Annotated in this window: 27 protein-coding genes and 4 pseudogenes; 12 read left to right on the forward strand and 19 right to left on the reverse strand. The window is 38.9% G+C overall.

Annotation, left to right across the window (positions count from 1 at the left end; all coding sequences use genetic code 11):
• Positions 1–75: 75 nt before the first annotated feature.
• A pseudogene (locus K3G25_RS17890) lies at positions 76–328 on the reverse strand (GNAT family N-acetyltransferase); the annotation flags it as partial.
• A gap of 173 nt (positions 329–501) precedes the next feature.
• On the opposite strand from K3G25_RS17890, the gene K3G25_RS17895 reads away from it, so the two are divergent.
• Entirely contained in the window at positions 502–843 is a 342-nt protein-coding gene (locus K3G25_RS17895; RefSeq protein WP_014417007.1) for a YxeA family protein, read from the forward strand.
• A gap of 447 nt (positions 844–1,290) precedes the next feature.
• On the opposite strand, the gene K3G25_RS17900 is transcribed toward K3G25_RS17895, so the two are convergent.
• Both K3G25_RS17900 and K3G25_RS17905 read right to left on the reverse strand, forming a co-directional pair.
• Positions 1,291–2,328, reverse strand: coding sequence for a flavin-containing monooxygenase (locus K3G25_RS17900; protein WP_109566724.1), 1,038 nt, complete (start codon positions 2,326–2,328; stop codon positions 1,291–1,293).
• 62 nt (positions 2,329–2,390) lie between these two features.
• Positions 2,391–3,332, reverse strand: a complete 942-nt coding sequence (locus K3G25_RS17905) for a cation diffusion facilitator family transporter (RefSeq protein WP_021495053.1) — start codon at positions 3,330–3,332, stop codon at positions 2,391–2,393.
• Positions 3,333–3,524: 192 nt separating this feature from the next.
• On the opposite strand from K3G25_RS17905, the pseudogene K3G25_RS17910 reads away from it, so the two are divergent.
• Positions 3,525–3,928, forward strand: a pseudogene (locus tag K3G25_RS17910) (VOC family protein).
• On the opposite strand, the gene K3G25_RS17915 reads toward K3G25_RS17910, so the two are convergent.
• The 4 genes from K3G25_RS17915 to K3G25_RS17930 all read right to left on the reverse strand — a co-directional run bounded on the left by K3G25_RS17915 (position 3,902) and on the right by K3G25_RS17930 (position 8,799).
• Positions 3,902–4,207, reverse strand: a complete 306-nt coding sequence (locus K3G25_RS17915; RefSeq protein WP_021495054.1) for an NUDIX hydrolase — start codon at positions 4,205–4,207, stop codon at positions 3,902–3,904. The pseudogene K3G25_RS17910 and the gene K3G25_RS17915 sit on opposite strands and share 27 nt — an antisense overlap.
• 324 nt (positions 4,208–4,531) lie before the next feature.
• Positions 4,532–5,830, reverse strand: coding sequence for an MFS transporter (locus K3G25_RS17920; protein WP_103527118.1), 1,299 nt, complete (start codon positions 5,828–5,830; stop codon positions 4,532–4,534).
• 92 nt (positions 5,831–5,922) lie between these two features.
• Positions 5,923–7,311 (reverse strand): aminotransferase-like domain-containing protein, encoded by a 1,389-nt coding sequence (locus K3G25_RS17925; protein WP_022552649.1) that lies wholly within the window; start codon positions 7,309–7,311, stop codon positions 5,923–5,925.
• A 240-nt stretch (positions 7,312–7,551) separates the two neighbouring features.
• Positions 7,552–8,799 (reverse strand): Zn-dependent hydrolase, encoded by a 1,248-nt coding sequence (locus tag K3G25_RS17930; RefSeq protein WP_232489450.1) that lies wholly within the window; start codon positions 8,797–8,799, stop codon positions 7,552–7,554.
• Between the two features lie 126 nt (positions 8,800–8,925).
• Here K3G25_RS17930 and K3G25_RS17935 point away from each other — a divergent pair, with 126 nt between their 5' ends.
• Positions 8,926–9,822 carry an AraC family transcriptional regulator gene (locus K3G25_RS17935; RefSeq protein WP_014416996.1) on the forward strand — a complete coding sequence of 299 codons (897 nt, stop codon included), beginning with the start codon at positions 8,926–8,928 and terminating at the stop codon, positions 9,820–9,822.
• A 39-nt stretch (positions 9,823–9,861) separates the two neighbouring features.
• Here K3G25_RS17935 and K3G25_RS17940 read toward each other — a convergent pair whose 3' ends face one another.
• The 4 genes from K3G25_RS17940 to K3G25_RS17955 form a co-directional block, all read right to left on the reverse strand.
• Positions 9,862–11,022, reverse strand: a complete 1,161-nt coding sequence (locus K3G25_RS17940) for a M20 aminoacylase family protein (RefSeq protein ID WP_014416995.1) — start codon at positions 11,020–11,022, stop codon at positions 9,862–9,864.
• 49 nt (positions 11,023–11,071) lie between these two features.
• A complete protein-coding gene (locus K3G25_RS17945; protein ID WP_197538211.1) occupies positions 11,072–12,382 on the reverse strand; it encodes an SLC5/6 family protein in 1,311 nt (436 codons plus the stop codon).
• Positions 12,383–12,459: 77 nt separating this feature from the next.
• A complete protein-coding gene (locus K3G25_RS17950; RefSeq protein ID WP_072177232.1) occupies positions 12,460–12,837 on the reverse strand; it encodes a RidA family protein in 378 nt (125 codons plus the stop codon).
• Positions 12,838–12,975: 138 nt separating this feature from the next.
• The gene (locus K3G25_RS17955) at positions 12,976–13,641 is read right to left on the reverse strand and encodes a GntR family transcriptional regulator (RefSeq protein WP_031304481.1); all 666 of its coding nucleotides are present in this window, start codon (positions 13,639–13,641) and stop codon (positions 12,976–12,978) included.
• Between the two features lie 141 nt (positions 13,642–13,782).
• Between K3G25_RS17955 and K3G25_RS17960 the strand changes: the two genes are divergently transcribed.
• The gene (locus tag K3G25_RS17960) at positions 13,783–14,979 is read left to right on the forward strand and encodes a diaminopropionate ammonia-lyase (RefSeq protein WP_014416991.1); all 1,197 of its coding nucleotides are present in this window, start codon (positions 13,783–13,785) and stop codon (positions 14,977–14,979) included.
• Between the two features lie 105 nt (positions 14,980–15,084).
• Here the strand turns inward: K3G25_RS17960 and K3G25_RS17965 are convergent, their stop codons facing one another.
• The gene (locus tag K3G25_RS17965) at positions 15,085–15,561 is read right to left on the reverse strand and encodes a DinB family protein (protein ID WP_021495063.1); all 477 of its coding nucleotides are present in this window, start codon (positions 15,559–15,561) and stop codon (positions 15,085–15,087) included.
• A gap of 200 nt (positions 15,562–15,761) precedes the next feature.
• Here K3G25_RS17965 and cotR point away from each other — a divergent pair, with 200 nt between their 5' ends.
• The 3 genes from cotR to K3G25_RS17980 all read left to right on the forward strand — a co-directional run bounded on the left by cotR (position 15,762) and on the right by K3G25_RS17980 (position 17,964).
• Positions 15,762–16,727: a sporulation hydrolase CotR gene (gene cotR, locus K3G25_RS17970; RefSeq protein ID WP_232489451.1), complete on the forward strand. Its 966-nt coding sequence runs from the start codon at positions 15,762–15,764 to the stop codon at positions 16,725–16,727.
• A gap of 363 nt (positions 16,728–17,090) precedes the next feature.
• Positions 17,091–17,408: a PadR family transcriptional regulator gene (locus K3G25_RS17975; protein ID WP_014416988.1), complete on the forward strand. Its 318-nt coding sequence runs from the start codon at positions 17,091–17,093 to the stop codon at positions 17,406–17,408.
• Complete coding sequence (locus K3G25_RS17980; protein WP_014416987.1) at positions 17,395–17,964, forward strand: DUF2812 domain-containing protein; 570 nt, start codon at positions 17,395–17,397, stop codon at positions 17,962–17,964. Before K3G25_RS17975 ends, K3G25_RS17980 begins: the two co-directional genes overlap by 14 nt.
• Before the next feature lie 105 nt (positions 17,965–18,069).
• Here K3G25_RS17980 and K3G25_RS17985 read toward each other — a convergent pair whose 3' ends face one another.
• The gene (locus K3G25_RS17985; protein WP_014416986.1) at positions 18,070–18,750 is read right to left on the reverse strand and encodes an aspartate/glutamate racemase family protein; all 681 of its coding nucleotides are present in this window, start codon (positions 18,748–18,750) and stop codon (positions 18,070–18,072) included.
• A gap of 544 nt (positions 18,751–19,294) precedes the next feature.
• On the opposite strand from K3G25_RS17985, the gene K3G25_RS17990 reads away from it, so the two are divergent.
• Complete coding sequence (locus K3G25_RS17990) at positions 19,295–19,756, forward strand: CarD family transcriptional regulator (RefSeq protein ID WP_014416980.1); 462 nt, start codon at positions 19,295–19,297, stop codon at positions 19,754–19,756.
• 644 nt (positions 19,757–20,400) lie between these two features.
• Here K3G25_RS17990 and cspC read toward each other — a convergent pair.
• The 3 genes from cspC to K3G25_RS18000 form a co-directional block, all read right to left on the reverse strand.
• Positions 20,401–20,604: a cold shock protein CspC gene (gene cspC, locus K3G25_RS17995; RefSeq protein WP_003156143.1), complete on the reverse strand. Its 204-nt coding sequence runs from the start codon at positions 20,602–20,604 to the stop codon at positions 20,401–20,403.
• Between the two features lie 447 nt (positions 20,605–21,051).
• Positions 21,052–21,150: a molecular chaperone TorD family protein gene (locus tag K3G25_RS20910; protein WP_072177240.1), complete on the reverse strand. Its 99-nt coding sequence runs from the start codon at positions 21,148–21,150 to the stop codon at positions 21,052–21,054.
• A gap of 104 nt (positions 21,151–21,254) precedes the next feature.
• On the reverse strand, positions 21,255–21,893 hold the full coding sequence (locus tag K3G25_RS18000) for an NAD(P)-dependent oxidoreductase (RefSeq protein WP_014416975.1): 639 nt from the start codon (positions 21,891–21,893) through the stop codon (positions 21,255–21,257).
• Between the two features lie 196 nt (positions 21,894–22,089).
• Here K3G25_RS18000 and K3G25_RS18005 point away from each other — a divergent pair, with 196 nt between their 5' ends.
• The 3 genes from K3G25_RS18005 to K3G25_RS18015 all read left to right on the forward strand — a co-directional run bounded on the left by K3G25_RS18005 (position 22,090) and on the right by K3G25_RS18015 (position 23,216).
• A complete protein-coding gene (locus K3G25_RS18005) occupies positions 22,090–22,533 on the forward strand; it encodes an Rrf2 family transcriptional regulator (RefSeq protein ID WP_021495071.1) in 444 nt (147 codons plus the stop codon).
• Between the two features lie 94 nt (positions 22,534–22,627).
• Complete coding sequence (locus K3G25_RS18010; RefSeq protein ID WP_232489759.1) at positions 22,628–22,801, forward strand: hypothetical protein; 174 nt, start codon at positions 22,628–22,630, stop codon at positions 22,799–22,801.
• Between the two features lie 73 nt (positions 22,802–22,874).
• The gene (locus K3G25_RS18015) at positions 22,875–23,216 is read left to right on the forward strand and encodes an MmcQ/YjbR family DNA-binding protein (RefSeq protein WP_053285491.1); all 342 of its coding nucleotides are present in this window, start codon (positions 22,875–22,877) and stop codon (positions 23,214–23,216) included.
• A 263-nt stretch (positions 23,217–23,479) separates the two neighbouring features.
• On the opposite strand, the gene K3G25_RS18020 is transcribed toward K3G25_RS18015, so the two are convergent.
• Together K3G25_RS18020 and K3G25_RS18025 are read right to left on the reverse strand one after the other, a co-directional pair.
• Positions 23,480–23,905 (reverse strand): MaoC family dehydratase, encoded by a 426-nt coding sequence (locus tag K3G25_RS18020; protein ID WP_053285490.1) that lies wholly within the window; start codon positions 23,903–23,905, stop codon positions 23,480–23,482.
• A 125-nt stretch (positions 23,906–24,030) separates the two neighbouring features.
• Positions 24,031–24,405 (reverse strand): annotated as a pseudogene (locus K3G25_RS18025) (cystatin-like fold lipoprotein); the annotation flags it as partial.
• 225 nt (positions 24,406–24,630) lie between these two features.
• Here K3G25_RS18025 and K3G25_RS18030 point away from each other — a divergent pair.
• Positions 24,631–24,735 (forward strand): annotated as a pseudogene (locus K3G25_RS18030) (esterase); the annotation flags it as partial.
• A 574-nt stretch (positions 24,736–25,309) separates the two neighbouring features.
• Here the strand turns inward: K3G25_RS18030 and K3G25_RS18035 are convergent.
• Positions 25,310–26,713 carry an MFS transporter gene (locus K3G25_RS18035; RefSeq protein WP_110124531.1) on the reverse strand — a complete coding sequence of 468 codons (1,404 nt, stop codon included), beginning with the start codon at positions 26,711–26,713 and terminating at the stop codon, positions 25,310–25,312.
• Positions 26,714–26,735 lie beyond the last annotated feature (22 nt).

The raw sequence follows: 26,735 nt of genomic DNA on the forward strand, positions 1-26,735 counted from the left end.
GCAAGGATAAATTCATTACAAATGTCTATTTTCACTGACTGCCAATCAATTAAAATGGTCAGACAAAAAATCGCTATTACATTTGCAACGTATCTTAATCCGGCCGGCGCAGTTGTTTTCAGCATAATAAAAAAAAGACCGCTTTCCCCTCTTCTTCAACGTAACTGACATCATCATCTTCATTTTTCTTAACATAGGTTCAGCAAATCGTTCCTCGGTATATTCCACACATTGTTTTCAAATGCAGGTGCAATTCTCCCTGAAACAGCAAATGGTTGTTTGGTTTATTGAATTCTTTCATATTAAATGGAGTCATTTTAATGATCATATCAGTCTCCTTCCAAACGAGATTGCATTTACCCATTATTTGTTATTCTGCAACTGAATCATTATCTTTTATATCAGGAATTCTTACAAAAAAGTAAGGTGAGTGTAAGGTATCCGCATTTATTCGATATGCAGTGTTCACTAGAATAAGAAGTATAAAAGGAGTGATGAAGAATGAAAAATATGAGCATTTTCATTATTATATTAGGCTGCCTATCGGTTTTCATATTAGGAGGCTGCGCTGATCAAGGCGCCGTGCTGGAAAGCGATTATTACGTACAAATTCACGGAAAAGCGGAAAAAAACAAAAATAATAGCAACTACGTTTACAATTTAGAAGGGTATAACGAGAAAGGTAAGAAAAAGATGGTTTCTTTCTTTGTTGAAAAGCCTTATCAAGAAGGTGACATTGTACGCGTTCCGAGGAGCTATGAGGGTTATACCGGAGGATCTGAAGCTATTAAGGCCGAGAAACTGCCTGAAAAGATCAAAGACCGATTCAACATTGTGAAATAACAGCGAGTTGAGCAGATATTTAAGTCTGCTCTCAATTTTTTACGACAGGTTCATTCGAATGCAAAATGCAGGATGGCTCCTTGGGCCACTTCTACATAAAAGATTGTGCAAATTAAGCACACCCTCCCCATTTTCTTTTTTTTGGCTGGTTACAACTATCGGAAGTGACATTGACAATTCTTCTATGGTCCCAAGTAATTAATGAACTCTATAGTGGGCGGATACGTATACGGCGGGGTTTGCAGTTTTTTAACTTCTTGTTATTTGAGCTATTTCGACTTTTACTTGAAAGAATTAAATTAGAGAGTCTGAACGAGGAGTGAAGCACGCGCTCCATGTGAATCCATTTAGTTCAAACTGAATATGCGCGGACTAAAATAGTTGCACTGATGGACGTATTCAACACAAAAAAGAGCAGGAAACCCGTAAGTTACTGCTCTCCTCAGTCTATCCGCCGTTCATTTGTTTTACAATGTATTCAGCATCATTTCCTACACCTTGAAGCAGCGCTGAACCTCGCCTATGCTGCCAAGGCAAACCAATAAAGTACAATCCCTCCGCAGCTGAAACACCCCGGTGATGTATAATTCGGCCTTCCTTATCCAAAACACCTTCTATTTTCATCCAACAAAGCGGATTCTTAAAGCCAGTTGCCCAAATGATATTGTTTACTTCTAATGAAGATGAATCTTTAAAAATGATTTCATTTTGCTTTCCGGCTATGACTCTTTGTTTTAAGATGATCTTCTTCTGTCTTATTGCATGTTTTAATTCATACCCAAATATGGGGTCGCCTTTCTTTTGAATGAACTTGCCTACTATTGATGTATGACTTGCATGTAAAACTCCTAATTTATCAAACCACCAAAAGATGCTTCTTTTTCCAATCCATAAAGGGAAATAAGCCGGTTTATTACTGCAAGCCAAATATGTAACTCTTTCTTTGGATAATTCAACAGCTATCTGAGCTCCGCTATTCCCGCCGCCGACTACCAGTACATTCCCGGGCGCCAGTTGTTTTGAATGTTTATATTGTGAAGAATGTAATTGATGAATATGATCGGCTACATCCCTTGATATTGATGGAATGTTAGGGGTATGAAAAGGACCTGCGGCCATCACAAGATTTTTCGTTTGATATTCTTCCCGGTTTGTTTTTATTAAGAAATCGTTGTTTAATTTTTGGACACTTATTACTTCTGTCCGTAATTGGATCGGGATTTCAAATCTTTCAACATATTTTTTCAGATAAGCAGCAATTTCATTTTTTGAAGGGAGTCCATGCTTGTCTCCTTCAAGCGGCATTCCAGGCAAAGAGCTGTACATTCGAGAAGTAAATAAAACCAATGAGTCATACCGGTTTTTCCAGCTTTCTCCTGCTTCATGACTTTTATCCAAAATGATAAACTTTTGTTTCGACTTCTTTAGATAATATCCTACTGAGATTCCTGCCTGACCGGCTCCGATTACTATCGTGTCGTACATATGAATCCCCCCTCCGGTTTTATCTTAATTGTCAGCAGACAAGTGAGTCCCTATTTCCTCCTTTAATGATGATGATGGTCACGCGGATTCTCAGTTTGGGCCTGACAAAGAATCGTATTGTCGTGATTATGCGCTGCTGTTTCCATTTGAATGGTTACATGTGTAATGCCTTTATCTCCAAGTTCATGTTCAATTTTGCGTAAAATACTTTCACTTTCAGAAATGGTCAGTTGATCGTTAACAACAGCGTGGCAGGAAAGAGCATTCAATCCGCTTGTGATAGACCATATGTGCAAATCATGAATGCTTTGAATTCCTTCTGTCTCTTCAATTGTATGAATGATGTCAGTGACATTGATATTTTCCGGAGTTCCTTCCATTAATACGTGAATGGAGTCTTTCGTCACATGGTAACCGCTTCTCAGAACAAGAATAGCCACAATGACACTGGCCGCTGGATCTGCCCAGCTCCACCCGAAGAAGATGATAAGAATCGCAGCCAGTATGGCACCTACAGATCCGAGCATGTCACTTATCACATGTAAGTAAGCCCCTCTTATGTTCAGGTTATTCTTTGTATCTCCGCCGTTCAGCATAATCCAAGCGACCAATATATTCACAGCTAACCCGATGATACTAATCGTCAGCATGCCGGTTGTTGCTACCTCCGGCGGATGAGAGAAACGTTTGATTGCTTCATAAATGATATAAAGGGAAATCACTATTAATGCAACACCGTTTATCACAGCTGCGAGAATCTCAAATCGTTTGTAGCCGAATGTCTTATGATGACTTGCCTTTTTTTCAGCCAATTTAAAAGCAATCAGAGCAACCATTAATGAGATCGAGTCACTCAGCATATGGCCTGCATCTGACAAAAGCGCTAAACTATTGGTTAAAAATCCGCCTATCGCTTCTATTATCATATAACCTGTAATCACGATAAAAGAGATCAATAAAACCTTCTTATTGGACCCGCCAGCGTGATTGTGATTGTGACCCATAAAAATCTCCTCCTTATCTCATACACTGCATTTATTATTTCTTTTCTGTTATGAAGCATTCTAACACGGACACAAAAATAACCGTATATGATTATGTGCTCATATATGAATATATAGGTTCTTTACTGAAATGTCAAAATCTTTTCAATGAAAATTCCCGATACTTTATATTGCTCTTAATCAATGATTGCTATGAAGCCGCGGATTACAGTAATTACTTCAGGCGCAGACAATTTAGAAAAATCGCTGCACTTCTATCGGGATGGCTTGGGTCTGCCTACAGAAGGAATAGCCGGTACAGATTTGAACATGGCGCAGCTGCTTTTTTTGACTTGCAAACGGGACTGAAACTTGCCCTTTGGGACCGCAAAAACATCGCACATGAAACAAACGTTACGTTAACTGCGCCAAGCCCTGCAGAATTTACATGAGGACATAATGTTGGCAGTAAAGCTGAAGTCGATAAAGTCATGGAACAGGCAAAACAGGCAGGAGCAACGATAACTGATCCCGCTCATGATACTTTTTGGGGCGGATACTCCGGGCACTTCCAAGACCCCGATGGACACTTATGGGAAATCGATATAAGTGAATAACCACATTTCAGAAATGAATACAACAATAAAAACACACCTGAATGTTCTGGTGTGCTCCAATAATAATGTAAATTTCGCTTCATTAACAGCTAGTATATCCCCAATTTCAACTTCCAGCCCTGTTTCTTCATATACCTCACGTACAGCTGCTTCTATTAGATTTTCATTAAGCTCAACTTTTCCGCCTGGAAGTGACCAATGCCCCTCATGATTATCTACCATTACTATCTGATTGAACTCATTTCTAATCAATGCGTATACAACTTTAACTTCTTCCATATGACTCTCCTTTACTAAAAATATTTTTTAACCGCTTATTTATATATTTACTGTAAAGAATATAAAGGGATATAACAGCTATTTTTTTGTAATACATCAAACTTACAACCGTTCAAGCGCATCATTTGTATCGTTTTAGAACCTTTTTTAAAAACGACAGTCTATTGAGCAGAGCAAATAAGAGTAAACTTTAAAAATAAAAGAGAACATAAAAAATACCAAAGGCCGTTACACCCTTGGTATCATTGAGATGCAGCCGGGAGGACTTACGCTTCATGGGTTTTTCAACCACAGGAGCCTCGCACTGCTTTTAAACATAAGATACTATTCCCTACTTCCAAGCGACCATATCACCACCGGAATTAATAATAACGATAATATCCCTCCGCCAAGTGATAATGTCAGGTAATTGGCACCTGCTACGACCATTCCGGACAAGGCTCCGCCGGCGGCTCCGGACAACGCAATCAAAACATCCACAGTACCTTGGGTTTTAGCCCGTGTTGACGTTTCAGTTGAATCAACAATCAGTGCCGTTCCGCTTATCAAACCAAAATTCCATCCTAACCCGAGCAAAGACAGAGCAATGACCATAAGAATCATAGAATCTCCCGGTGCAAATGCCGATATAAGCCCTGCCAAAAGCAGCGTCATTCCGGAAGATACAGCCATTACAGTACGGCCTAATTTATCCGCAAGCACACCTGTCACCAAAGAAGGGAGATACATGGCGCCTATATGAAAACCGATAACAAGACCTACCGCTCCTAAGCCATGGCCGTGATGTCTCATATGGACCGGTGTCATTGTCATAATAGCAGTCATTACAATTTGAGTAAGAATCATAACCGCCGCACCCGCAATAATACCTTTTTTGTTCTCTGTGTGTTCGTCGGCGGTCACTTGTCCTCTATCATCAGGTGTTTGGCCGGCCATTTCTATTGTTCTTGCTATGACTAAAGGGTCAGGACGTAGCATGATGAAAAGAGTAACACCTGCCAACATATATGCTGCCGCCGCTAAAATGAATGGACCCGCCAGTGACGGAACACCAATGGAGCGAGCGAAGTTCCCCATTACATTCACTAAATTCGGGCCTGCAACGGCACCGAATGTGGTAAAAACCATAGTCATACTGACAGCAGTCGCCCGCTGTTTATGATTTGCCAAGTCCGTACCCGCATAACGGGCCTGCAGATTTGTCGCTGTTCCCGCACCATAAATAATCAAAGAAGCAAACAGCAGAAACACACTATTTAAAATAGCCGCAATGATGACTCCTATCGCTCCCAGTCCGCCAATCATAAATCCGGCTGAAAGACCTGTCCGGCGGCCGTAACGCTGAGAAAGCCTCCCCACAAATAACGCGGCGCCTGCTGATCCTAAGGTAAATAAAGCAGAGGGCACACCGGCAAACGCATCTGTACCAAGCATTTGCTGTGCAATAAGCGCACCGACAGTCACTCCGGCCGCCAACCCTGCGCCGCCGAAAATTTGTGAAAGACTGACGACAAACAAAGTACGCTTATATAATCTTTTTTGTTTATCAGGAGAACCTATGAATTGCTCCAATAATGCCGATTGAGTATCTGACCCTTTTGCACTGTCTTTGTGAAGCATAATCCGACCTGCCTTTCTATAACCTCCAACAGATTTGGATTATCATAACACGCACAAAAAAACCATACAATATAATAATTGTATGGCGGACAATATTAGATGTGCTCATCCAGCAGGCGTTTAAGAATCAGCAGTCCCTGCTCAAGCTCCCCAAGCGTTTTCGGTGCACAGACAGACACCCTTACAGCCTTTTCCGGACAACTGTTCCCGACGACAAAACGTTCAGCCGCGTATACTTGCACTCCATGCTGTGCGGCTGATTTTTCAAATGCAGCACCTGTCATATTTCCGGGTAACAGTAACCATCGAAAGATTCCCGTCTCAGCACCTGCACACGTATAGCCGGTTAAATATTGATCGACCATTTTGTTTCTGCGGATAGTCTGTTCACGATGACTGTCAATTAAGATTTCAAATTGATTCGATACGATCGTCCGTGCAGTGAGTTCTGCTAACAGCGGGGAAACGGTTATATTTAAATTGTAAAGCGCCTTTGAAATCGGCTCCTTATATTGACTCGGGACGGCGACATACGCCATCCTTAACCCTGGTGCCAGTGATTTTGATAAACCGGCAATGTGAATGACCTGTTCCGGTGCAAATGATGCGATGGCCGGAAGCGGATTCTTGCCAAGAAGATGGTACGAGGCATCTTCAATAATGAATTGGTTATATTTTTTTGCAATTTTCGCGATCATTTTTCGATTCTCAACAGACATAAAGGACGCTGTCGGATTATGATAATCCGGGATGAGGTAGATGCCTTTAATATTTTCATTTTTACACGCATATTCAAATGAGGCAGGGCTCATCTCATTGTTCTCTGATTTGATCGGCACAATCTGCACACTCAGCATCGAAGCGGCAGTTTTCAAGCCTGGGTATGTATGGTGATCAACTCCAATGCGGTCTCCTGGTTTACAAAGACTCGCCAATGCCGCGGCAATCGCATTTTGCCCGCCGTTTGCAAATAAAATGTGATCAACGGACGTTTCAAATCCGCCTCTTCGAATCAGCTTAACAGCCGCATCTTTCTGCCAAAGACTTTCACCCGTCCGGCCATAGCCAAACCACTTTTCATAATCTTCCTCTTGCAGCATACTTTTCAGCTGGAGCAGCAGCGGCTCATAAGAAGCCTGATCCGGAAGCGTCGCCCCCATTTCAATCAGATGCTTCGGCTTTGTATCTTCCAGCAGATACGCATTCGATAACGCATCATAAGCAACAAAAGTCCCGCTCCCGACAGAGGCACTCAGCAGACCCTTTAACTCGCAGACTTTAAAAGCCTTTGAAATGGTGCTTACATTTAAATCCAAAAAATCAGCCAGTTCTCTCTGAGGAGGCAGTTTGGTTCCGGGTAATAAAACTTCTTGTAATATATCCTGTTCTAATTTCTCTGCAATCGCTTTATAAATGGGTTTTTCCGTTTTATCAATCGCCGGCTTCCAGCTCATCGGATAATTTTCAAAAGAATTGATCGGCATGATATGCATCCTTTTTCATTCAATTATATGATCACACCGTTTATAAAACAATTTTCACTTAACAGACGCAAAAGTTGACATAAAAAAAAGCCAAAGGCGGTTAAACCTTTGGCATGATTGATACGCCAGGGAAAAATTGAACTTTCATCAGAGATATCAATGATGAGAAGAGCTTTTCTGTACGACACTCTCTATCTTCACTCTTTATCTCGATTTGTATTCCTTGATGTTCCCGTTTCCTTATTTAGAAGAAAGATCACTAACGACATCTAATAATACATTGACACCTGCAGCCAAGTCATGATCTTTCGTGTATTCTTCAGGATTATGGCTGATCCCCTCTATACTTGGAACGAAAATCATAGCCGTCGGACAGATGCGGGCCATCATTTGTGCATCGTGCCCGGCACCGGATGTCATCCGTTTTGATTCCAGTCCCCGTTTATTTGCAGCCCGCTCAATTAATGCAACAATGTTTTTATCAAATACAACGGGATTGAAACGGACTAATGGTTCAGATGTGATAGATACGTTTTCAGCCTCTTCCAAATCTTTCAGGTAATCGGCCAGTGCTGATTCTTCTTCTTGAAGTCTCTTTTCGTCCGGATCTCGCAAATCAACTGTAAGTGCTGCCAATGATGGAATGACATTGATAGCATTTGGCTCAAAACTGATTGTTCCGACCGTGGCGACAGTTTGGCCGTTAGACATATTGGCACGTTTGCGCAAATACGTTATGATTTGTGCGGCTGCATGCCCGGCATCCTGACGCATATCAGTCGGAGTTGTCCCGGCATGATTTGAAACGCCTTGAACCGTTATACGCTGCCAGGAAATCCCTTGCAAATTCTCAACGGCACCGACCGGAATGCCTGTTTTGTCTAAAATCGGCCCCTGCTCAACATGAAGCTCAATAAAGGCGTGCGGTGTTAAAAAGCCGGGCTTTTCTGTTCCCTCATATCCTATACGCTTAAGTTCTTCACCCAGTTTCGTCCCATCCGTACCGCGGGTCTGAAGCGCCTTTTCTAAAGAAAGTCCTCCGGCGAATACGAGTGATCCCATCATATCTGGAGTATATCGCACACCTTCCTCATTGGTAAAAGCCGCAATGACAATCGGACGCTCCGGTTTGAAGCCGGACTCCTTTAAAGTGTTTATGACTTCAAGTCCCGAAATAACCCCGTAACATCCATCGTAAATACCCGCGTTGATGACCGTGTCGATATGAGAGCCGATCATAATGGGCGCATCATTATTCTGATCAGAACCGTACCATACCCCGAAAATATTTCCGATTTTATCAATCATAACCTCTAAGCCTGCTTTTTTCATCCATGTTACCAATAAGTCCCGTCCCGCCTTATCTTCATCGGAAGCAGCTAACCTTGTGAGTCTGTCATTGCGGTCACGTCCGATTTCACCAAGCTCCTTAAGACGGCTGAGTAAACGTTCAGAATTCATGTAAAGGTTCACATGTTCAGATGCCATTTTGCATTCCTCCCTGTACTGAGTCAATCGCTTCATTGATATAACAATAATGTTATGATATATAAGAATTCATCATCTTAATACCAATATTGGATTTAAAAATATAAGTATATTGAGGTGTTTAACATGCAAACGCAAAACTTTCTGATGGATGACAGTCTGCAAGATTTGACGAAACACCATACAATTGTTATGCCGGTTGCTTGCTATGAAAAAACCATTAAGAACCATTTGCACGGATATATTCCCCTTCATTGGCATGATGAAATTCAATTCGTGCTTATAATAAAAGGAGAAGCGCTGTTCCAAGTAAATGAGGAATGGGTGGTTGTCCGTCAAGGCGACGGGCTGTTTATTAACAGCGGCTGCCTGCATATGACAAAGGAGCATGGCAGTTCAGATTGTCTTTATATCTGTTTAAATGTCTCCCCGCATTTCGTTTTATCACAGGAACTCTACACGACCTATGTAAAACCTTTGATTCACGCAACGAATGTCCCTTACTTATATATCCACGCAGACGACCCTTTAGAAAAAAACATTCTGAATGCTGTATTAGAGATCCACAAATGCATCGAGCAAAAATCCCTCTTTTATGAAATAGATATCACGATGAAACTTACGTCTGTTTGGAAACACTTAATCGCCAACTGTTTCCACCTTGAATGTATCGAAACAGAATGGTTGAAGAACCAAAGGATGAAGAATATGCTGAGCTGGATCCATCAGCATTATGCTGAAAAAATCACATTGGAGGATATTGCGAAAGCCGGGCAGCTAAGCCGTTCTGAGTGCTGCCGCTATTTCAAGCGCTTTTTAAAATGTTCTCCGTTACACTACGTTATAGATTACAGAATTCAAAAAAGCTTATATTTATTGCAGCAAAGAGATGCGAGTGTGACAGACATTTCTTATCAAGTTGGTTTTAACAGCACAAGTTATTTCATCAGCAGGTTCAGACATGCCATGAAGATGACGCCGCTGGCTTATAAAAAACAAAAAAACAAAGAAAGACAGCACTGACTGATTCAGTAATTGCTGTTTTTCTTTGTTTCATGTGTTTTAGGATAAGCGAATTTTAACTAATTCCGCAAAATACGCTGCACCGGTTAAAAGAATGTCATCATTAAAATCATATGACGGGCTGTGTAATGGAATATGGCCCTTTTGATCATGCTCATCACCATTGCCAAGAAAAACAAATACACCGGGAACCTTCTCTAAAAAAGCCGAGAAATCTTCTGAAATCATCATCTGATTTATGTTAGAAGTGACATTCTCTTTTCCGGCTGTTTTGGCAGCAGCTTCAACAGTAAACCCGACATATTCTTCCCAATTCGTCGTTGGAGCAAATTCATGTGTATACTCAAACTGACACTCCGCACCATGCATCTCACAAATCCCGGAACTGATAGTCCTCATTTTTTCTTCGAGAAAACGTCGGGTGTCAGGAGAATAACTTCGCGTATCACCTTTGATTTCCACATAAGTCGGAATCGCATTCCTCACCCCGTCTGTTACGATTTCCGTACAGGATATAACGGCAGGAACGCTTGGATCTAAATTTCTGGACACAATAGTCTGTAAGGCGAGAATAATTTGCGACGCTATGACCAATGGATCAATACTCATATGAGGGCGGGCTGCATGAGCGCCTTTTCCTTTAATCCGGATGACAAAGTTATCTTCACCGGCCATAATTCCCCCGGGGCGGGTTGCAAAAGTACCCGCCGGCAATCCAGGCATATTATGCAATCCGTAAATTTCATCGAGCGGAAATTGTTCAAAAAGTCCATCCTCAATCATGGCCCTCGCACCCTTGCCCGGTTCTTCCGCCGGTTGAAAAATAAAACACACGGTGCCGTTAAAATGTTGTCTTTCACTCAATATTTTAGCTGTCCCAAGAAGGATTGCCATATGTCCGTCATGACCGCAGGCATGCATTTTCCCTTTATTTTTAGACACATACGAATGATCTGCTGCTTCAGTGAAGTGTAATGCGTCCAGTTCCGCTCTGATTCCTATAACCTTTGAACCTTCTCCCGCTTTTAAGGTGGCGACTATACCTGTTCCGCCCAGACCCGAACAAACGCTTACTCCCATTTTTTTTAATTCTTCAGCAATATACACTGAGGTCATGTGTTCTTCAAAAGCTGTTTCAGGTATCATGTGGAGGTCATGTCTCCATTTTATTAATTGATCTTTCATTGTGATATCATTCATAAAGACCACTCCAATATAATCATTAAATAGAAAGCGTTTACACAAATAATTAAAATAAAGCAAAAATAATTGCCGAAACAGTGATGACACCAATAATCGTAACAAAAACATTACTGATTTTATTTCGATACATTTTTAATACTGGCAGCTTACGAATGGCATACATAGGGAGCAGCAATAGAATAACAGCCCCTATCGGTCCGCTGATGCTTTCAATGATGCCTAGAATACTTGGGTTGATATAAGCTATTAGCCAGCAAGTGACAAACATAAAAAACAGAATGATAAAATCTGTTTTTTTCTTATTATTTCTTGATGGAAAAACCTCAACAATGATATCCCGCATGGCCTCATAGGCTCCTATATAATGTCCTAAAAAGGATTTCGTAATTGCGACAAATGCGATAATCGGGGAAAGACAAGCAATAAACGCTGAATGAAAATGGTTGGCGAGATAAGTGAGAATTGAGATGTTTTGTTTCTTTGCCATAGCAAGATCTGCCGGCGACAAACTGAATACACAGCTGTATACAAAAAATAAAACAGTAAGTATCATCAATATATAACTGTATTTTTGTATTTGGGCACATTTATCATCAGCAAATTTGTCTCCATAACACTGCCTTTGAGCTACAACGAATGGTGAAATCATTGAATAATGATTAAATGAAAGCACCAGGACAGGGAATGTCATCCATACCGTCATGAACATCCCTTGTCCTGATCCGGATAATGATAGGTGTGTGACATCCAAAATGGCTGTATTCCATTTAGGTATCAGATAGATCCCCATCAAACATAACGAACCTATAAATGGATAAACTAACAAACTCATAGTCTTCATGACCGCATCCTGACCAAAACGCACGATAAACAGTAATCCTGCTATCAGAAATCCGGCAGTTAAACCCCTTGGCGGCTCTGGCATGTTCATTTGATTCACAATAAAGCTTTGAGCTGTATTTGTAATGGCAACTGAATACATTAACAGGATGCTGTAAATCGCAAGAAAATAAATGACAGTGAATACTCTTCTTGCTTTCGCCCCAAAGTATTCTCCTGTCACCGCTAAAATCCCGTCTGTTGCAGAACCTGCCGATAAAACAAATCTGGCCAAAGCTCTGTGAGAAAAGTACGTAATCGGAAAAGCCAGAACAGTGATGATCACCAGAGGCAGAATGCCCCCTATTCCCGCATTAATTGGCAAAAAAAGCACGCCCGCGCCTATTGCTGTGCCAAACAGGCCTAAGACCCAAATTGTATTTTGCCTGCACCATTTAGCCGGATCTTCATAAGAGGCATTATTCGATGAAGAACTCCGGCACCGCACATCCACATCCTGTTCTATAGACATATTTATCCTCCCGAAAAAAGAATGTCATGCTCTGGAACATCACGAATTACCATGAAGCCGGGCAGCTTTTCACTCGTATATATTTATCCGGAATACGCGATGACTTCAATTTCAATCTGTACATCTTTAGGCAACCGGCTTACTTCAATTGTGGATCTCGCAGGACGATGGTCTCCAAGATATTTACCATATTCCTCGTTAACAGCTTTAAAATCACCTAAATTTTTAAGGAAAATAGTCGTTTTCACTATACTTTCAATTTTTAAATCCTCTGATTTCAGAATGGATTCAATGTTTTTTAAAACTTGAATCGTTTGTTCCCTAATATCAGCCGGAACTTCATCCGTGTTTGGATTAACAGGAAGCTGTCCTGATAAAAATAAAAAATCTTGTACTTTAATGCCTTGAGAATAAGGTCCGATCGCTTTTGGTGCTTTTTCTGTAAAAACTGTTTTTAACATAATAATCACCTTCTCCTTATTGATGTAAAATTCTAAATATTCTTCACAAAAAACTGAATCGCTTTCAGTTAAGAGTAATATATCACATATCTCATATTAGTCAAACGAAAAATTCATACAAAAAAGCCTGACGAGTTGTCAGGCTTTTAATTGGCTGTTTAAAATGATTCGAGTCAGACTGTTTTCCCAGTTACTCCTTATGGCATTCAGTCCTTGTTTAAGATCTTTATTCTTCATTGCGTCTAATATTTGATTGTGTTCACTGCAGGATGCATTCATTGCGTGATTTTGACTGAAATACCGAATTTCAATTCTCTGTATTTTCGTTTTTTGTCCTTGCAGTAATTTCTGCAGTTCAGTATTATTTGAGACTTCAATGATCTTTTGATGAAAGGCATTATCCAATTCCAGCGCTTTTACCTTATCATCCGTCTCCATTATTGCATTCATTTGCTTATTTAATTTTTCCATCTCATCTATATGATCTTGTGTAAATCTTGAAAGTGCCTGTTCAAAAGCGAGACACTCGAGAGACCAAACGACCGAGTAAACCTCTTTCGCATTTTCCAGGTCAATAGGTGCTACCACTGTCCACCGATTGGCTTTCGTTATGACAAGACCTTCATTTTCAAGCTGAAGCAGCGCCTCCCGGACCGGCGTGCGGCTGATTCCGAGTGTCTCAGATAGATCTTGATTTCTCAGTCTTTCTCCCGGCTCAAGCTTACCTGTTATAATCCACTCTCTCAGAAACTGATAAGCTTCAACTTTCATAAATGTTCGTTTTAATTGGTGCTGTTGGTTCATTGTCACGTTTTCACCTCTTTAAAACATCATTTTACATGTAATATACCACATTTCAGTATATCGTTTGCGAAAAAGAAAAGTTGCTTTACATTCCGATCCATGTATAATGTGATATATCACATATTGGAAGGATGAAGAAATTTGTTTGCGAATATTGATTGGGTTTCGAATCATTTCAGATCTGATACGTTACCTCAGGAATCTTCCTATTTCTCTGCAGAGGAAACAAAAAAAGCGCTTCATTTTCATTCCGGCATTCCCGGCTATCAAGCAACACCGCTTCACTCGTTAAGAAGTCTCGCACAATATCTCGGCATAAACAGCCTTTATGTTAAAGATGAATCTAAACGCTTTAGCCTTAATGCTTTTAAAAGCTTGGGTGCTTCATATGCGATTGCTTCTTACTATAGTAAAAAACTTAAAATCGACCTTAATTCCATTCATTTTAACGAATTGGTTGAACTTGTAAAAAGCGCTCCTTCTGCTACATTTGCTACAGCTACCGACGGTAATCACGGAAAGGGACTGGCATGGGCGGCTTCCCTTTTTGGACAGAAAGCAAAGGTATATATGCCGAAAGGTTCTTCTCCCGCGAGATTGGAAGCCATTAAACATTTAGGTGCTGATGCGTACATTACAGATTTAAATTATGATGACACTGTTCAAATGGCGGCAGATTTATCTGAGAAACATCATTGGATTTTAGTTCAGGATACGGCTTGGGAAGGATACCAGCAAATTCCTCTCTCTATCATGCAAGGATATACAACAATTATTGCAGAAATATACAAACAAAATGAAGATTTCTTCAATACAATCAGTCATGTTATCCTTCAGGCTGGAGTGGGATCTTTCGCTGCTTCAATGGCAGCTTCCCTATTAAATGTAAAAAGTGGGAATAAGCCCAAAATCTCCATAGTTGAACCCGAAAGCGCAAATTGTCTGTACCGGTCAGCCCAAAGCGCCTCTGGATCACCTGTCCGAGTATACGGTGATCTTTCTACAATGATGGCTGGGCTTGCCTGCGGCGAACCCAACCCATTCGGTTGGAACATTTTGAGAACATGCAGTGATTATTTCTTTTCCTGTAATGACAAGATAAGCGCATTGGGGATGAGAATATTGGGTAATCCTATTGATCCGGATCCGAAGATTATTTCTGGTGAGTCAGGTTCCGTCCCATTAGGTTTGCTGCATGAGTTAAGTAAGAATACTTCAATGGAACAGATAAAGAAGAAATTAGAATTAGATCAGTCATCTAATGTGTTAATGATTAATACAGAAGGTGATACTGATCCGGAAAATTATCGGAAAGCGGTTTGGGGAACAGATCATTAAAACAACGGCAACATGTTTGTTTTAATGATTTATAAAAAGCCTTAACTTTGGGTGAAGTTAAGGCTTCCGTTATTTCCCCTTCCCGTGTGAAACTCAATCATTTAACTAGTCCCAAATTAAAGGCCTGTCAACCTCAGCAGTTCTGAGATAGTCTAAAAGCTGACCGGTATGTACGGACTCATGGTAAGCGATTCTTAATAACATGTCTCCTAGTTCGCGAATATATCCAACATCAGACCTGTCAATCTTTATATTTGTTAAATCTGTTTCGTTTAACGATTTGATGAATGTCAAAAACTCGGCCCGATACGGTTTTGCGAATTCTAATTCTTCGGTTACTGTGGTAAACGTTTTTGATTCATACGGGTTTTTAGATTCCTCTGAAGACTCATTCATTTGTTTTAGTAAAATGTGATGATAAAGAAATTCCGCTTCTAATACATGTCTTATCATTTCCTTACACGACATTGCTTCGGAATCGGGGCGCCAGTCCATTTTTTCCTCAGGTATAGCTGTCCATAACTTGATGCTTCGCCGTCTTACTTCTTCAAAATGTAAAACAATAAGGTCAATCGTATTCAAGTGTTTTCCCCCTTTTATTTTTAAATAATTCTCCTTTTTCCCGGAAAAAACCTCTTCAAATAAAAAACATATTCTTTCCCGACTCGCTGGATTGATAATCAAACCATTTTTAAGATAAGGAGATATTCATTCATCCATACAATAGACTCTGGCTGAACATATACTGAATGATAGTTTTCATCAGAAAGGAGAAATCAGCTTTGGCAAAATATCGGATCATGACCTTTGACGGGGGCGGTACCTTAGGTGCTTTAAGTTTACAACTATTGAACAGACTGGCTGAAGAAAATCCAGCATTAATAAGTCGAACCCATGTATTTTCGGGAAATTCAATCGGTTCATTTACTGCCCTTGCATTAGCAAGCGGAAGATCTCCGAAGGAAACACTTCAGTATTTTGAGGATGAAATCCTGCCCGCATTCAGCACTTCCCGGCCGGGCGGACCTGTTTTCAATCAACAATTGCCCTATTCCGGTTTTATTAAAGCGGTGCGAAACTTTTTCCCGCCAGGCCTTCGTCTTAAAGATCTTAGAAAACGAATTGTTGTCCCTTCATTCAAATTATACTCCCCAGCACTGGATCGTTGGACGCCCGTATTATTTCACAACTTTCCCGGCTCTCCCTATTTAAATGAGAAAGTGAGCGATGTCATACTGCGGAGCAGCGGTGCTCCCGCGACGCAGCGAGCCTATCAAAACTACGTGGACGGATATGTAGTGGCAACGAACCCCAGTACGGCCAGTATCGCGTTTGCGGTTGGTAAAGCCAACGTGCCACTGGATCAAATTGCGGCGCTATCCATCGGTACAGGTGAAGTCCCGACTCGGTTAAGAAGAGATACGAGGGGATGGGGAATGGTGAGTGCGGATAACATACGTCCCGAAAATCTGAAGAACCTTCCTCCAAATTGGGGAGTCCTTTTGGACAGGTCGCCTAATGAACCTTTACTGCCATTTCTTCAGATGATCTCCGGCGGAAATGGCTACTATGAATCCATGGTCAGCGCGAATCTGCTGGGAGATCGCTTTTTCCGGTTAGATCCGCGGATTCCTAACTTCTCCAAAACAGACCCTTCCGTGGTTCCCGCTGTCATTGAAATTGCGAACAAAACCAACTTACAGCCTGCTAATACTTTTATAGAGAAAAACTGGAACGACAGCCACTAAGTAAGTCAGAAGTTTACGTCATCATACAATGAACAAAAAATACCAAGGGACTCAAAACCCTTGGTATTATTAATGCGGCCGAGAGGGTTTGGACCTTCCTGGGGTATTTATACGCTGGGCATTCGATAAAGTGAAATCTTATTACCGCCCGGCATTTCAAACACTGAAGTTAAGCATTACATCCAACAATCGGGCCATTTAATTGAATAGGACTACTCAGAAGTCGCTTCCCATTACGTAAGAAAAGCGACTTTTTAGATTTGATTTTCAAGTTCCTTTGACAAATTTTGAAAAGACCATTGACTATTCAGTTGAACTGTATTAAGTTTAACTATATAGTCAGACTGAATAGAGGATGAGGATATGAAACATAAATTATTACCGCTGTCTGAAACCATGCATTATATTTTATTAGCTTTGCGGGAGCCGCTTCATGGCTATGCCGCCATGCAGAAGATCGAAAAGATGAGTAACGGAACTGTTATTTTAGCAGCCGGCACATTATACGGCGCGATTGAAAACTTGAATAAGCATGGCTGGATTGAACCTGTTGGAGAGTCGGGCCGGAGAAAAGTTTATATGATAACTGCGGAAGGAAGCGCCATTTTGAAAATGGAACAAAACAGGTTACTGCATATTTTATCCCTGCACGAAGGAAGTGAATCGAATGAAGAAATTTAAGATGTTTTTTGATATTGAAAAAGAGGAGCAATGGCTGAACGAGCAATTACAAAAAGGCTATCGCTGTACAAATATCAGCGGATTAGGAATATACACTTTCGAAAAAACCGACAAAAAATATGTGATGAGACTGGATTATCAAGATTATTTATCAAAGAAAAAATTCGAAGATTACAGAGAGATATATGAAGACTTCGGCTGGAGTTATATAAATGGCCCTTGGGGGCTTGGAACTCGATATTGGCAAAAAGAAGATGATGATCAAAATGAAATCTTCTCGGATCGCCAATCAAAGAGTAATTATTATAAAAGACTAATGAGTTTTTCATCTTGTTTTGGGTTACTGTGCTTGTTTTATTGTAATATGATTTACACGAATTCAGGTTTGTATTTAGCTGAAGGTCTGTGGAGTATGGAAGGCGCAATGTTTTGGAAAGCATTTTTATTTGAAACTCCATTTGCCCTTTTAAGGTCGCTTCCCGCTCTTATGGCCGTTCTCTTTGGCTGCAGTTTCTATAAAGCGTATCGAAAATATTCAATGTTAAAAGAACAATAACGCGGGGAAGTTACATTTAAAGAAGTAATCGAGGATCATGTATCTGCCGAAGCCGGGCGCTTTAACGGAAAAAAGCGCCCTGAATTTGCTGATTAATCAGACGGCTTATTTTGTTAATGATACATACTTATTTACAATGGCTTGAGCGAGACAAGCTGATGAATCAACAAAGGTAAGTTCGCTGCTTTTTTGATCCGTGACCATATTTAAATCCGTACATGCAATGATAACCGTATCAACCTTTTCTGCTAATTCACGGTGTAATTCATCATATAATGTACCAGCCTCATCGGTTTGACCTTGTTTAATCTTTTCTATTATGTGATCGACATAGATTTGCCAACTATCTTGATGTAAAAAATCATAACCTTCTCTGTTTAACGCTTCTTGAAATATTCCAGATTGAACCGTAGGAACGGTGGCTAAAAGAGCTGCTTTTTTTGAGCCTTTAGGTATTTTTTTTATGGTTTCATCAACCATGTTTAGTAAAGGGACTGAAAGCGATTTTTTTATTTGATTAAAATAAATATGTGCGGTATTACATGGGATTGCAATAAAATTAACACCCGTTTTTTCAAGCTTTACAGCCCCCTCAATAATTGCATTTTCCATGTCCGTATGATTGAGAGGTTTATTCATGTAGAAAGGAGTCGGACAAGAATAAATCATCATATGAGGAAAATCCATGTCGTGTATTGCTCCATATATTTTTTGGCACTCGTCTACTACTTTATCTACAAATGGCCCAGTAGATTTTGGCCCCATTCCTGCCAGTATTCCAATCATAATTGTCCTCCTCTGTAAAAATGTGTACGAATACGATCACGATGAGTTATTCTTGTGTTTCTCATCTGAATCTGCTCTCATTTCTTTTTGGCTGTCTTCTCCTATTTTATCATTTCATTAATCGAATTATCATATCTCATTCCGCCGCACGCAGTCAGCAGAATAACCGATACACTAAGGAAAATAAAAAGACTCTTCAAAGGATGGCTGGCAAACCGGACGACTTCCTATAAGCAGCGGACTCTTTTGGCCACAAAACACATGTTTTAAAAAGAAATAAAAAATACCAAAAGTTATCAAAAACCCTTGGTATCATTGAGATGCGGCCGAGAGGACTTGAATCTCCACGGGTTATTCACCCGCTGGGCCCTCAACATTTCATTGGTTATGAAAGCCGGAATCCCACAGGCTCCCTCTTGTTTTGATGTTGTTTTTTAAAAAAGTTATTGACACCAATAAACGACCATGTTATCATTAAAAATTTGATATCTCACTCCATATATGATAACCTTAAGTTAAGTTCCTATATATGGAGGTGGATGATATGTTTCAAATTGGCGATAACATTGTTTATCCAATGCACGGAGCAGGTACAATTGAAGCCATAGAAGAAAAACAATTCTTAGAGGAAAAACAACAGTATTATGTCATAAGAATGTCAATCAGTAATATGACAGTTATGATTCCAACGCGTAAAATATTGAGTTCAAATATACGGCCGGTTACTGATATACGTGCATTAAAACACATTATACACATTTTTCAGCATGGAGAATCAGATAGGCTACTGCCGTGGAAGCAAAGGTATATAGTAAACACGAACAAAATAAAAACGGGTGAAATACAAGAAGGCGCTGAAGTTGTACGTGATTTAAGGCGGATGAAGAAAGAAAAAGCACTTAATTCAAGCGAAAAAAAAATGTTGGATCATGCATATGAATTTTTGATTAGTGAACTGGAATTCATTAAAGGAATCACTGAAAAACAAATAAAAAGTTTTTGCTAAGGCTAATTTTAAATAATGTTTTGCATTCCAAAAAGCACCCGAAAGTTTTCGGAATATTACGATTAGATGTTTAACTTCTTCAACTTACTTTTAAAACATTAACCCCTTTTATTACCCCAACAATCTAATCTGTTTTATTTTTTTCTTCAACGAACATTTGAATTTTTATCAAAAAACTCGATGAAATAGTCACTTAATTTTTGTAATCCTGATTCACACTGGCACGGACAAGGAGCCGTAAGGATGGAAGAGAGGCAGGGCTTTCATTGTTTTAGGTCTAAGTGATTATTTCCAGAAGAAAAAACAACCACTCTCCTCTTTATCTTTAAGAATTTCTTACATCTGCTTCCACAGTGAATAGCAGTTGTTTATCTTCTTTTTATATTAGAGATATGCGAAATGTAACAAAGAATAACATACAGATATATTGAGAACATAAAAACAAATCATTTATATATATTCCACATATCGTCAATCCGGTATGTTATACTGTAAACAATCCTTTGAGGTTTTAAACCTTTTTCTTACCTTGTAGCAACTGTCCCTACTCGAACGTTGAGTAGGGTTTTTTTATTCAGTATGATACAGAGAACATAAAAAAACAGGCCCTGTATAAAGAGCCTGTTTGTATAAACGATTGAAGATTAAGCAGTTTTTTGAACGTTAGCAGCTTGAGCTCCACGAGCACCTTGCTCAACGTCAAACGTTACTTTTTGACCTTCGTCTAAAGATTTGAATCCGTCACTTTGGATTGCAGAAAAGTGTACGAATACATCGTCTCCATTTTCACGTTCGATAAATCCAAAACCTTTTTCTGCATTAAACCATTTAACTGTACCTTGTTCCATTTTTGTTGCCTCCTAGTGTGTTACACATTGTATTACTATCCTTGCCCAAAGTATCATCAAGACGAAAAGTCGATATTCATACTATCCTTTACACGAACAAAAATAATTCCCCTTTATCATAGCACGAAACGGAAATAACTGCAAATTAATAATGTGTTCATTCATGTTTTATTTGTTAAACCTGTCGATACGAGTGCAAAATAAGATGCCTATTAATAACTATGGTTTGAAAACACCGTGAAAATGAATCACGAGTGTCTTCAAACCCAGTACTTCATATTGATTGTTAAAGATTTCTTTAAAAAGCTCAGCTGTTTCTTGTTCAAGTACAAGATACTCTTGGCTGTTCACTGGTATAGCTTTGTTTCTGCAGATGTTTCCAAACGATCATTCAAGTATACCCCCTATTTTAACGGTATTAACTTGTCATGTTTGTTCCTCAAACAATCAATGTTTACGGTCTAAATAAACCGATTCACATAGGGGAGCATGGAGAGAGTTTGGCCCGATAAAGAGCCGGGTATAATCTTCATACGCTTTTTGTATCCCGGCTGGCCATTGCTAATAAAGATTTAATCGAGATGGAGATCAGTTTCTGACCTTCAATAATTTTACATAGGATTAGGAAAGATACTTATTATACATGGAACTTATTCAGCTTCTCCAACAACTGTAAAGCGTTCATTTATATGTTTTGGATTTTCAATTTCATCCAATACTGCAATTGCATAGTCTGCATAGCTGATATAACTTTCGCCTTTCGAATTCACAAGAAGATGATCTTTTCCTGACTGATAAAATCCAGTTCTTTTCCCGTCTGGGTCAAATACCGCTGAAGGACTGATAAATGTCCAGTTAATATCAGAAGTTTCCTTTAGTTCTTGCAAGTTACGACCTTGGCCTTTAGCTGTTGGAATAAAAATCTCCGGGAAATCAGGTGTATCCATTACACTGACAGTTTTATTTTCGTCTACATAAAGACTCCCTGCTCCACCTACAATTACGGCTCTTGTACCCGTTCCTTTTAATGCCCTAATTAATGCCCGGCCAGCATCTACATGTGCCTGTTCTTCTCCTAATGGAGCACCGAAGGCATTAACTATTACATCTAACTTTTTTAGATCATCCGATGTAAGATCAATTATATTTTTTTCAATGATTGAAATCTTTTCCTCTTTAAGTTTTGCAGCATCTCTTACAATTGCAGTTACTTCATGTCCCCTGCTTACCGCTTCTTTCAAGATAAGACTTCCAGCTTTTCCGGTTGCACCAATGATTCCAATTTTCAATTTAAAGTCCTCCTAATCATTCAAAATTTTAAATGTAACCATATTGATTACATGTAATAATTTTAGTTACACCTCGTTTATTTGTCAATACTTTTATCATCTTGTTAATTGAGCATATTAGAGTAAAAGAACTTGTAATACATTCAGTTACAAGTGTACTATAAAGAGTGAACGTAATTAGGATGGTGAAGAAATCATGTCTATTAGCAGCCGTTTTGCTGTAGGAATTCATATATTGGCTCTTATTGAAATAAATGAAGACGGAATTAGCACTTCTGAATTTTTAGCTGGAAGTGTAAATACAAATCCCGCCTTCATAAGAAAAATTATGGGGATGCTGAAAAAAGCAGGTTTAGTAAAAGTTCGGCCAGGTATTGCAGGAGCTGAATTAGCGAGGGATTTAACTGAAATCACCTTACTTGATGTTTACAGAGCAGTTCATGTTGTTCAAGATAAAGAATTGTTTAGTATACATGAAAATCCCAATCCTCAATGTCCTGTAGGCCGGAACATTCAAAGTACAATTGGTCCAATATTTGAAATAGCCCAATCTGCCTTGGAAAAAGCTCTTGGGCATATCACAATTGAGGATGTGGTAAAGGATATTATTGAAAAAGAAAAATTGACCAATAATTGTTAAATGATTTCACAGAAAATCTTTTATCAGACTGGGGATAAGAAAAATGGCTTTTTCATGAACAAAAAAAGAGCAGACATAAAGTCTGCTCCTTTTGATGAAAGATTTAGATTACGGTAAGGGATATAAATATGCTCATGATACAGAGGAAAAATTAACGACAATGCAGACGATGCCAGATTCTTTAATAGGGGTGAGTATTACTATCCAACAACTCAAGGTTCAGAAGCTAAGTTCAAACAAATACTTGAGGAAATCACGGATTGTATAAAAGAAACCGCAAATCTTAGTTTGAACGAATATGTTCTGTATATAAAAATAATGAGGTATGGAGTGAATTGATAATGAATTATGATGAAATAAAAGATTACTGCCTAACCTTTCCAAACTCTTATGAAGACCATCCTTTTGGAGATGGTTGGACTGCAATTCGGCACAAAGGGAATAAGAAAATATTTGCACTTATCTTCACCCGCGACGAACACTTATGTGTCAACCTTAAATGCGAACCTAAAAGGGCTGATTTTCTACGTAGTCTTTTTGAAGAAATCAAGCCCGGATACCATATGAACAAGGAGCATTGGAATACTCTTACCTTAGATGGGGGACTCCCAGAGCACCAAATCCATGACATGGTAAAGTACAGCTTTGAACTGACAAAACCAAAAAGTAAAAAGGAAACATAACATCGAAGGATAGAACGCTCATTATAGATATTCATCCGGTGCAATGATACAGAGAAATATGCAAAAAACCTCAAGGCAGCAATGTTTAAATTCGTATTTACGAGATGATTTTTTCGTTATTGTTATTCCTTTGTTTCTTGACATAAGTTGAGCAAATAAAAAAGAGCAGACTCAAAGTCCAATCAATTCATTAAGATGATTGCTTATTTCATCCAGACACCTATAAAAAATGAAAGGTGACGATGATATGCCACAAAAGTCATTTAGCGTTTCATTAATACTGATAACTCCCCTTCAAACACTTTTTCCTCTTTCTGATTATAGGTAGATAACGATACAGTAAGTATCCCCGTCTGGCTTTTATTTGGTTTTTTATCAATAACCTTAACAATAGTGTGCAGTTTATCATTAGGGTAAACGGGTGCTAGGAATTTTATATTATTCATTCCTGTCCCAGCAATAATATCGTCTTCATGACACCCTTCTTCAATCCAAAGCTTAAAAGTAATAGATAACGTTTGTATTCCAGAAGCAATAATTCCATTAAATCTGCCCATTTTTGCTTTTTCTTCATTTAAATGCATGTATTGTGGGTCATACACTTCTGCAAAATTCATTATATTCTCTTTTGTTAATTCAAAAGATTTAGTTTGAAAAACCTGCCCAATGGTAAATTCATCCAACTTCATAAATAAATCTCCTTGAATCTAAACTTTATTATTAAATCTACGTAGCATTTTAACATACTGGCTCTCACACAACAACTTAACGGTAAAACAATTGTTCCCCTATCAGGAATGAACAAGCACATTGTTTTTGTTTCCTTGCTTTTAACCTCTTTATAATCAGGTGTTTTCTTATAAAGACCAAGGCGGTCGCCATCACTATCACCCGGCATATGTGCCATTTCCTCATAAGAATCTCCAAGCTTCTCATAATAAGAATAAGCAGTAAGCTTGCGAGAACTTTCTTCTGGCTGATAAAACGCAAGTTGAATATACTTCCCGTCATCATATACACGAATTATAGCGTTATTTCTTTTGTACTCATCTGAATCTGCTCGCATTTCTTTTCTGACTTTCTTCTCCTGCTTAATCACTTCATTAATTGCATTATCATATTTACTACCGCCGCACGCAGTCAGCAGAAGGATGAAGGTGACTGACAAATCATACGGCCTACTATACAGTAACAGATGAATTTTCCGCAAAAAAATACCAAGGGCGTCTACAACCCTTGGTAACATTGATGCAGCCGAGAGGACTTGAACCTCCAAGGGTTATTCACCCGCAGGGCCCTCCATCTATATTCATAAAACTATTGCTCAGTTGTCAGCATGTTAAGTAAATTACGAATTTCCTTGTTATAACTTTTAATTTCTTCTTCATTACAACCGGTTTTATCAAATACTGCATTAGGTATCATTCACGATTTCGTGATGCTCAACGCCTTAGCTAAAACTGAAGCTGCGCGCGGAGCAATTGATCTTGCCGCAACCTGGCTGCGTAAAGGGTTTTAATTCATCTATTGTTTCGTCACATAGAGACTGCTGCAAATAAATAAAAAACAAACAGATCCACTCAAATAATTGAGTGGATCGTATATTGATTCAATAACTTATCGCAAATATATTCACGTTGGAATAATGGAACTTTTGATGAGCTTTATTGAAAAGCTAACTCCACAACAAACTCCATTTTTTCACCAGTTCACCCTCTTCATATCCAAAAAACCTTTGTTGATAAAAACAATAGAATTATTAGTTAGCGTACAAGTTCTCGTTTTCTGCTTTGGACCCCATATAGAAAATAAAAAGCCAGCTCTCCTTCGGGAGAAGAACTGGCATAACAAAGCTTCTTGCTTCTTATTTTGCTGTATTGCTCGGACCTTTTAATTTCTCTTCGTTCTTGCGTCAATGTTTTATTATTAGGACACAACCAATAAAATAATGACGATCGAGAATAGCAACGCTGCTTTTGCAAAGCAGTAAGCCCTCCAGAATATAAAAGAGCTGCAGTCATTGCTGCTCGGATAATCCCAGCTTATTCTGAGTCTGTATTTCGAGTAGCCGGTCAATTAAATGGATGTTTTTTTCATTCCTTTTCTGTTTGTTCCATTTTCCACCACAGTGAATCTTTTGGATTTTCAACAGCCTCTTGAAACTCAGCTTTAGAAGCAACTGTTGGGTAAGAACCTTTTAAAGATTTACCTGAAGTATCTTTAAATAAGGTTAACACAACTATTAAGCCAATTAAACTAACTGCTAATAAATAGAAACCCGGCGCCAAATTGTTTCTTGTCACATGGGTTAACCAAGAAGCAACTAAAGGTGTTGTTCCGCCAAAAATAGAAACTGATAAGTTGAATGTCCAGGATAATGTACGATATCTAATGTCAGTATGGAACAACGTAGGTAAAGATCCTGGCATAGTACCTTCGTATACAGATAATACAATACCTAACATTAAAAGTCCTATAAATAAGAATATTAGACTCCCCATATTAAGAAATTGGAAAGAGATAATCGAAAATACAATTCCTAATACTAATCCAATTGTTATAACTTTTTTATTTCCTAATTTATCTCCCAATTTACCAAAAGTTAAAGCGAACGGTACCATAATAATCAATACAATTGCTGTAATCGGTGTACTTATATTATCACTTATACCAAGGTTCTCATCTAAATAAGAAGGCATATAACCTAACAATAGGTAATTGGTTATATTGAAAAATGCCACAAATACGATACATAAAAAGATATCTTTTTTATATGTTTTAATGACTTCTAATAAACCTGGTTGTTGTTCTTGGTTTTCAGAGATGTCATTTTCAAAGATTGGTGATTCATCTAAATGACTTCTCAAATATAAACCAAATAATCCTATTGGAATACTTAAGAAGAAAGGAATTCTCCATCCCCAACTATTCATTTGAACATCAGATAAAGTCCAGAAAAGTACTGTAACTAAAACAGAAGCTACTATATAACCAGATAATGTGCCGATTTCTAAACCGCTGCCTAACCTTATACGCTTATTATCTGGAGAAGATTCTGCGATATATACCATTGCACCAGCGTACTCTCCACCCACAGAAAAGCCCTGTAAAATACGAGCTAAGAGTAATAATATAGGGGCCCATACGCCAATCTGATCATAGGTAGGAAGTACACCAATTATTAAAGTAGATAAAGCCATCATTAAAATAGTAATTGTTAATACTATTTTCCGACCAAATTTATCACCCATTTTACCAAAAATAATTCCGCCTACCGGTCTAAGTAAAAAGGCAATTGCAAATGTAGCAAAAGTAAATATTAACTTTAATTCATCGTTTTGAACTGGACTGAAAAAGTTTTTACTAATAATAACTGCCAAATAAGAATATAAAGCAAAATCAAACCATTCCATCGCGTTTCCTATCCCTGTAGCAAACACGCTTTTCTTCGCTTTTTGAATGTCTACAACGTTAATTTTTTTCTTGTTAAACTTCATTTAATAATATCGACTCCTTAAT

Origin of the sequence: Bacillus sp. FCW2, from assembly GCF_021228595.1 — a bacterium.
GTDB lineage: Bacteria > Bacillota > Bacilli > Bacillales > Bacillaceae > Bacillus > Bacillus velezensis.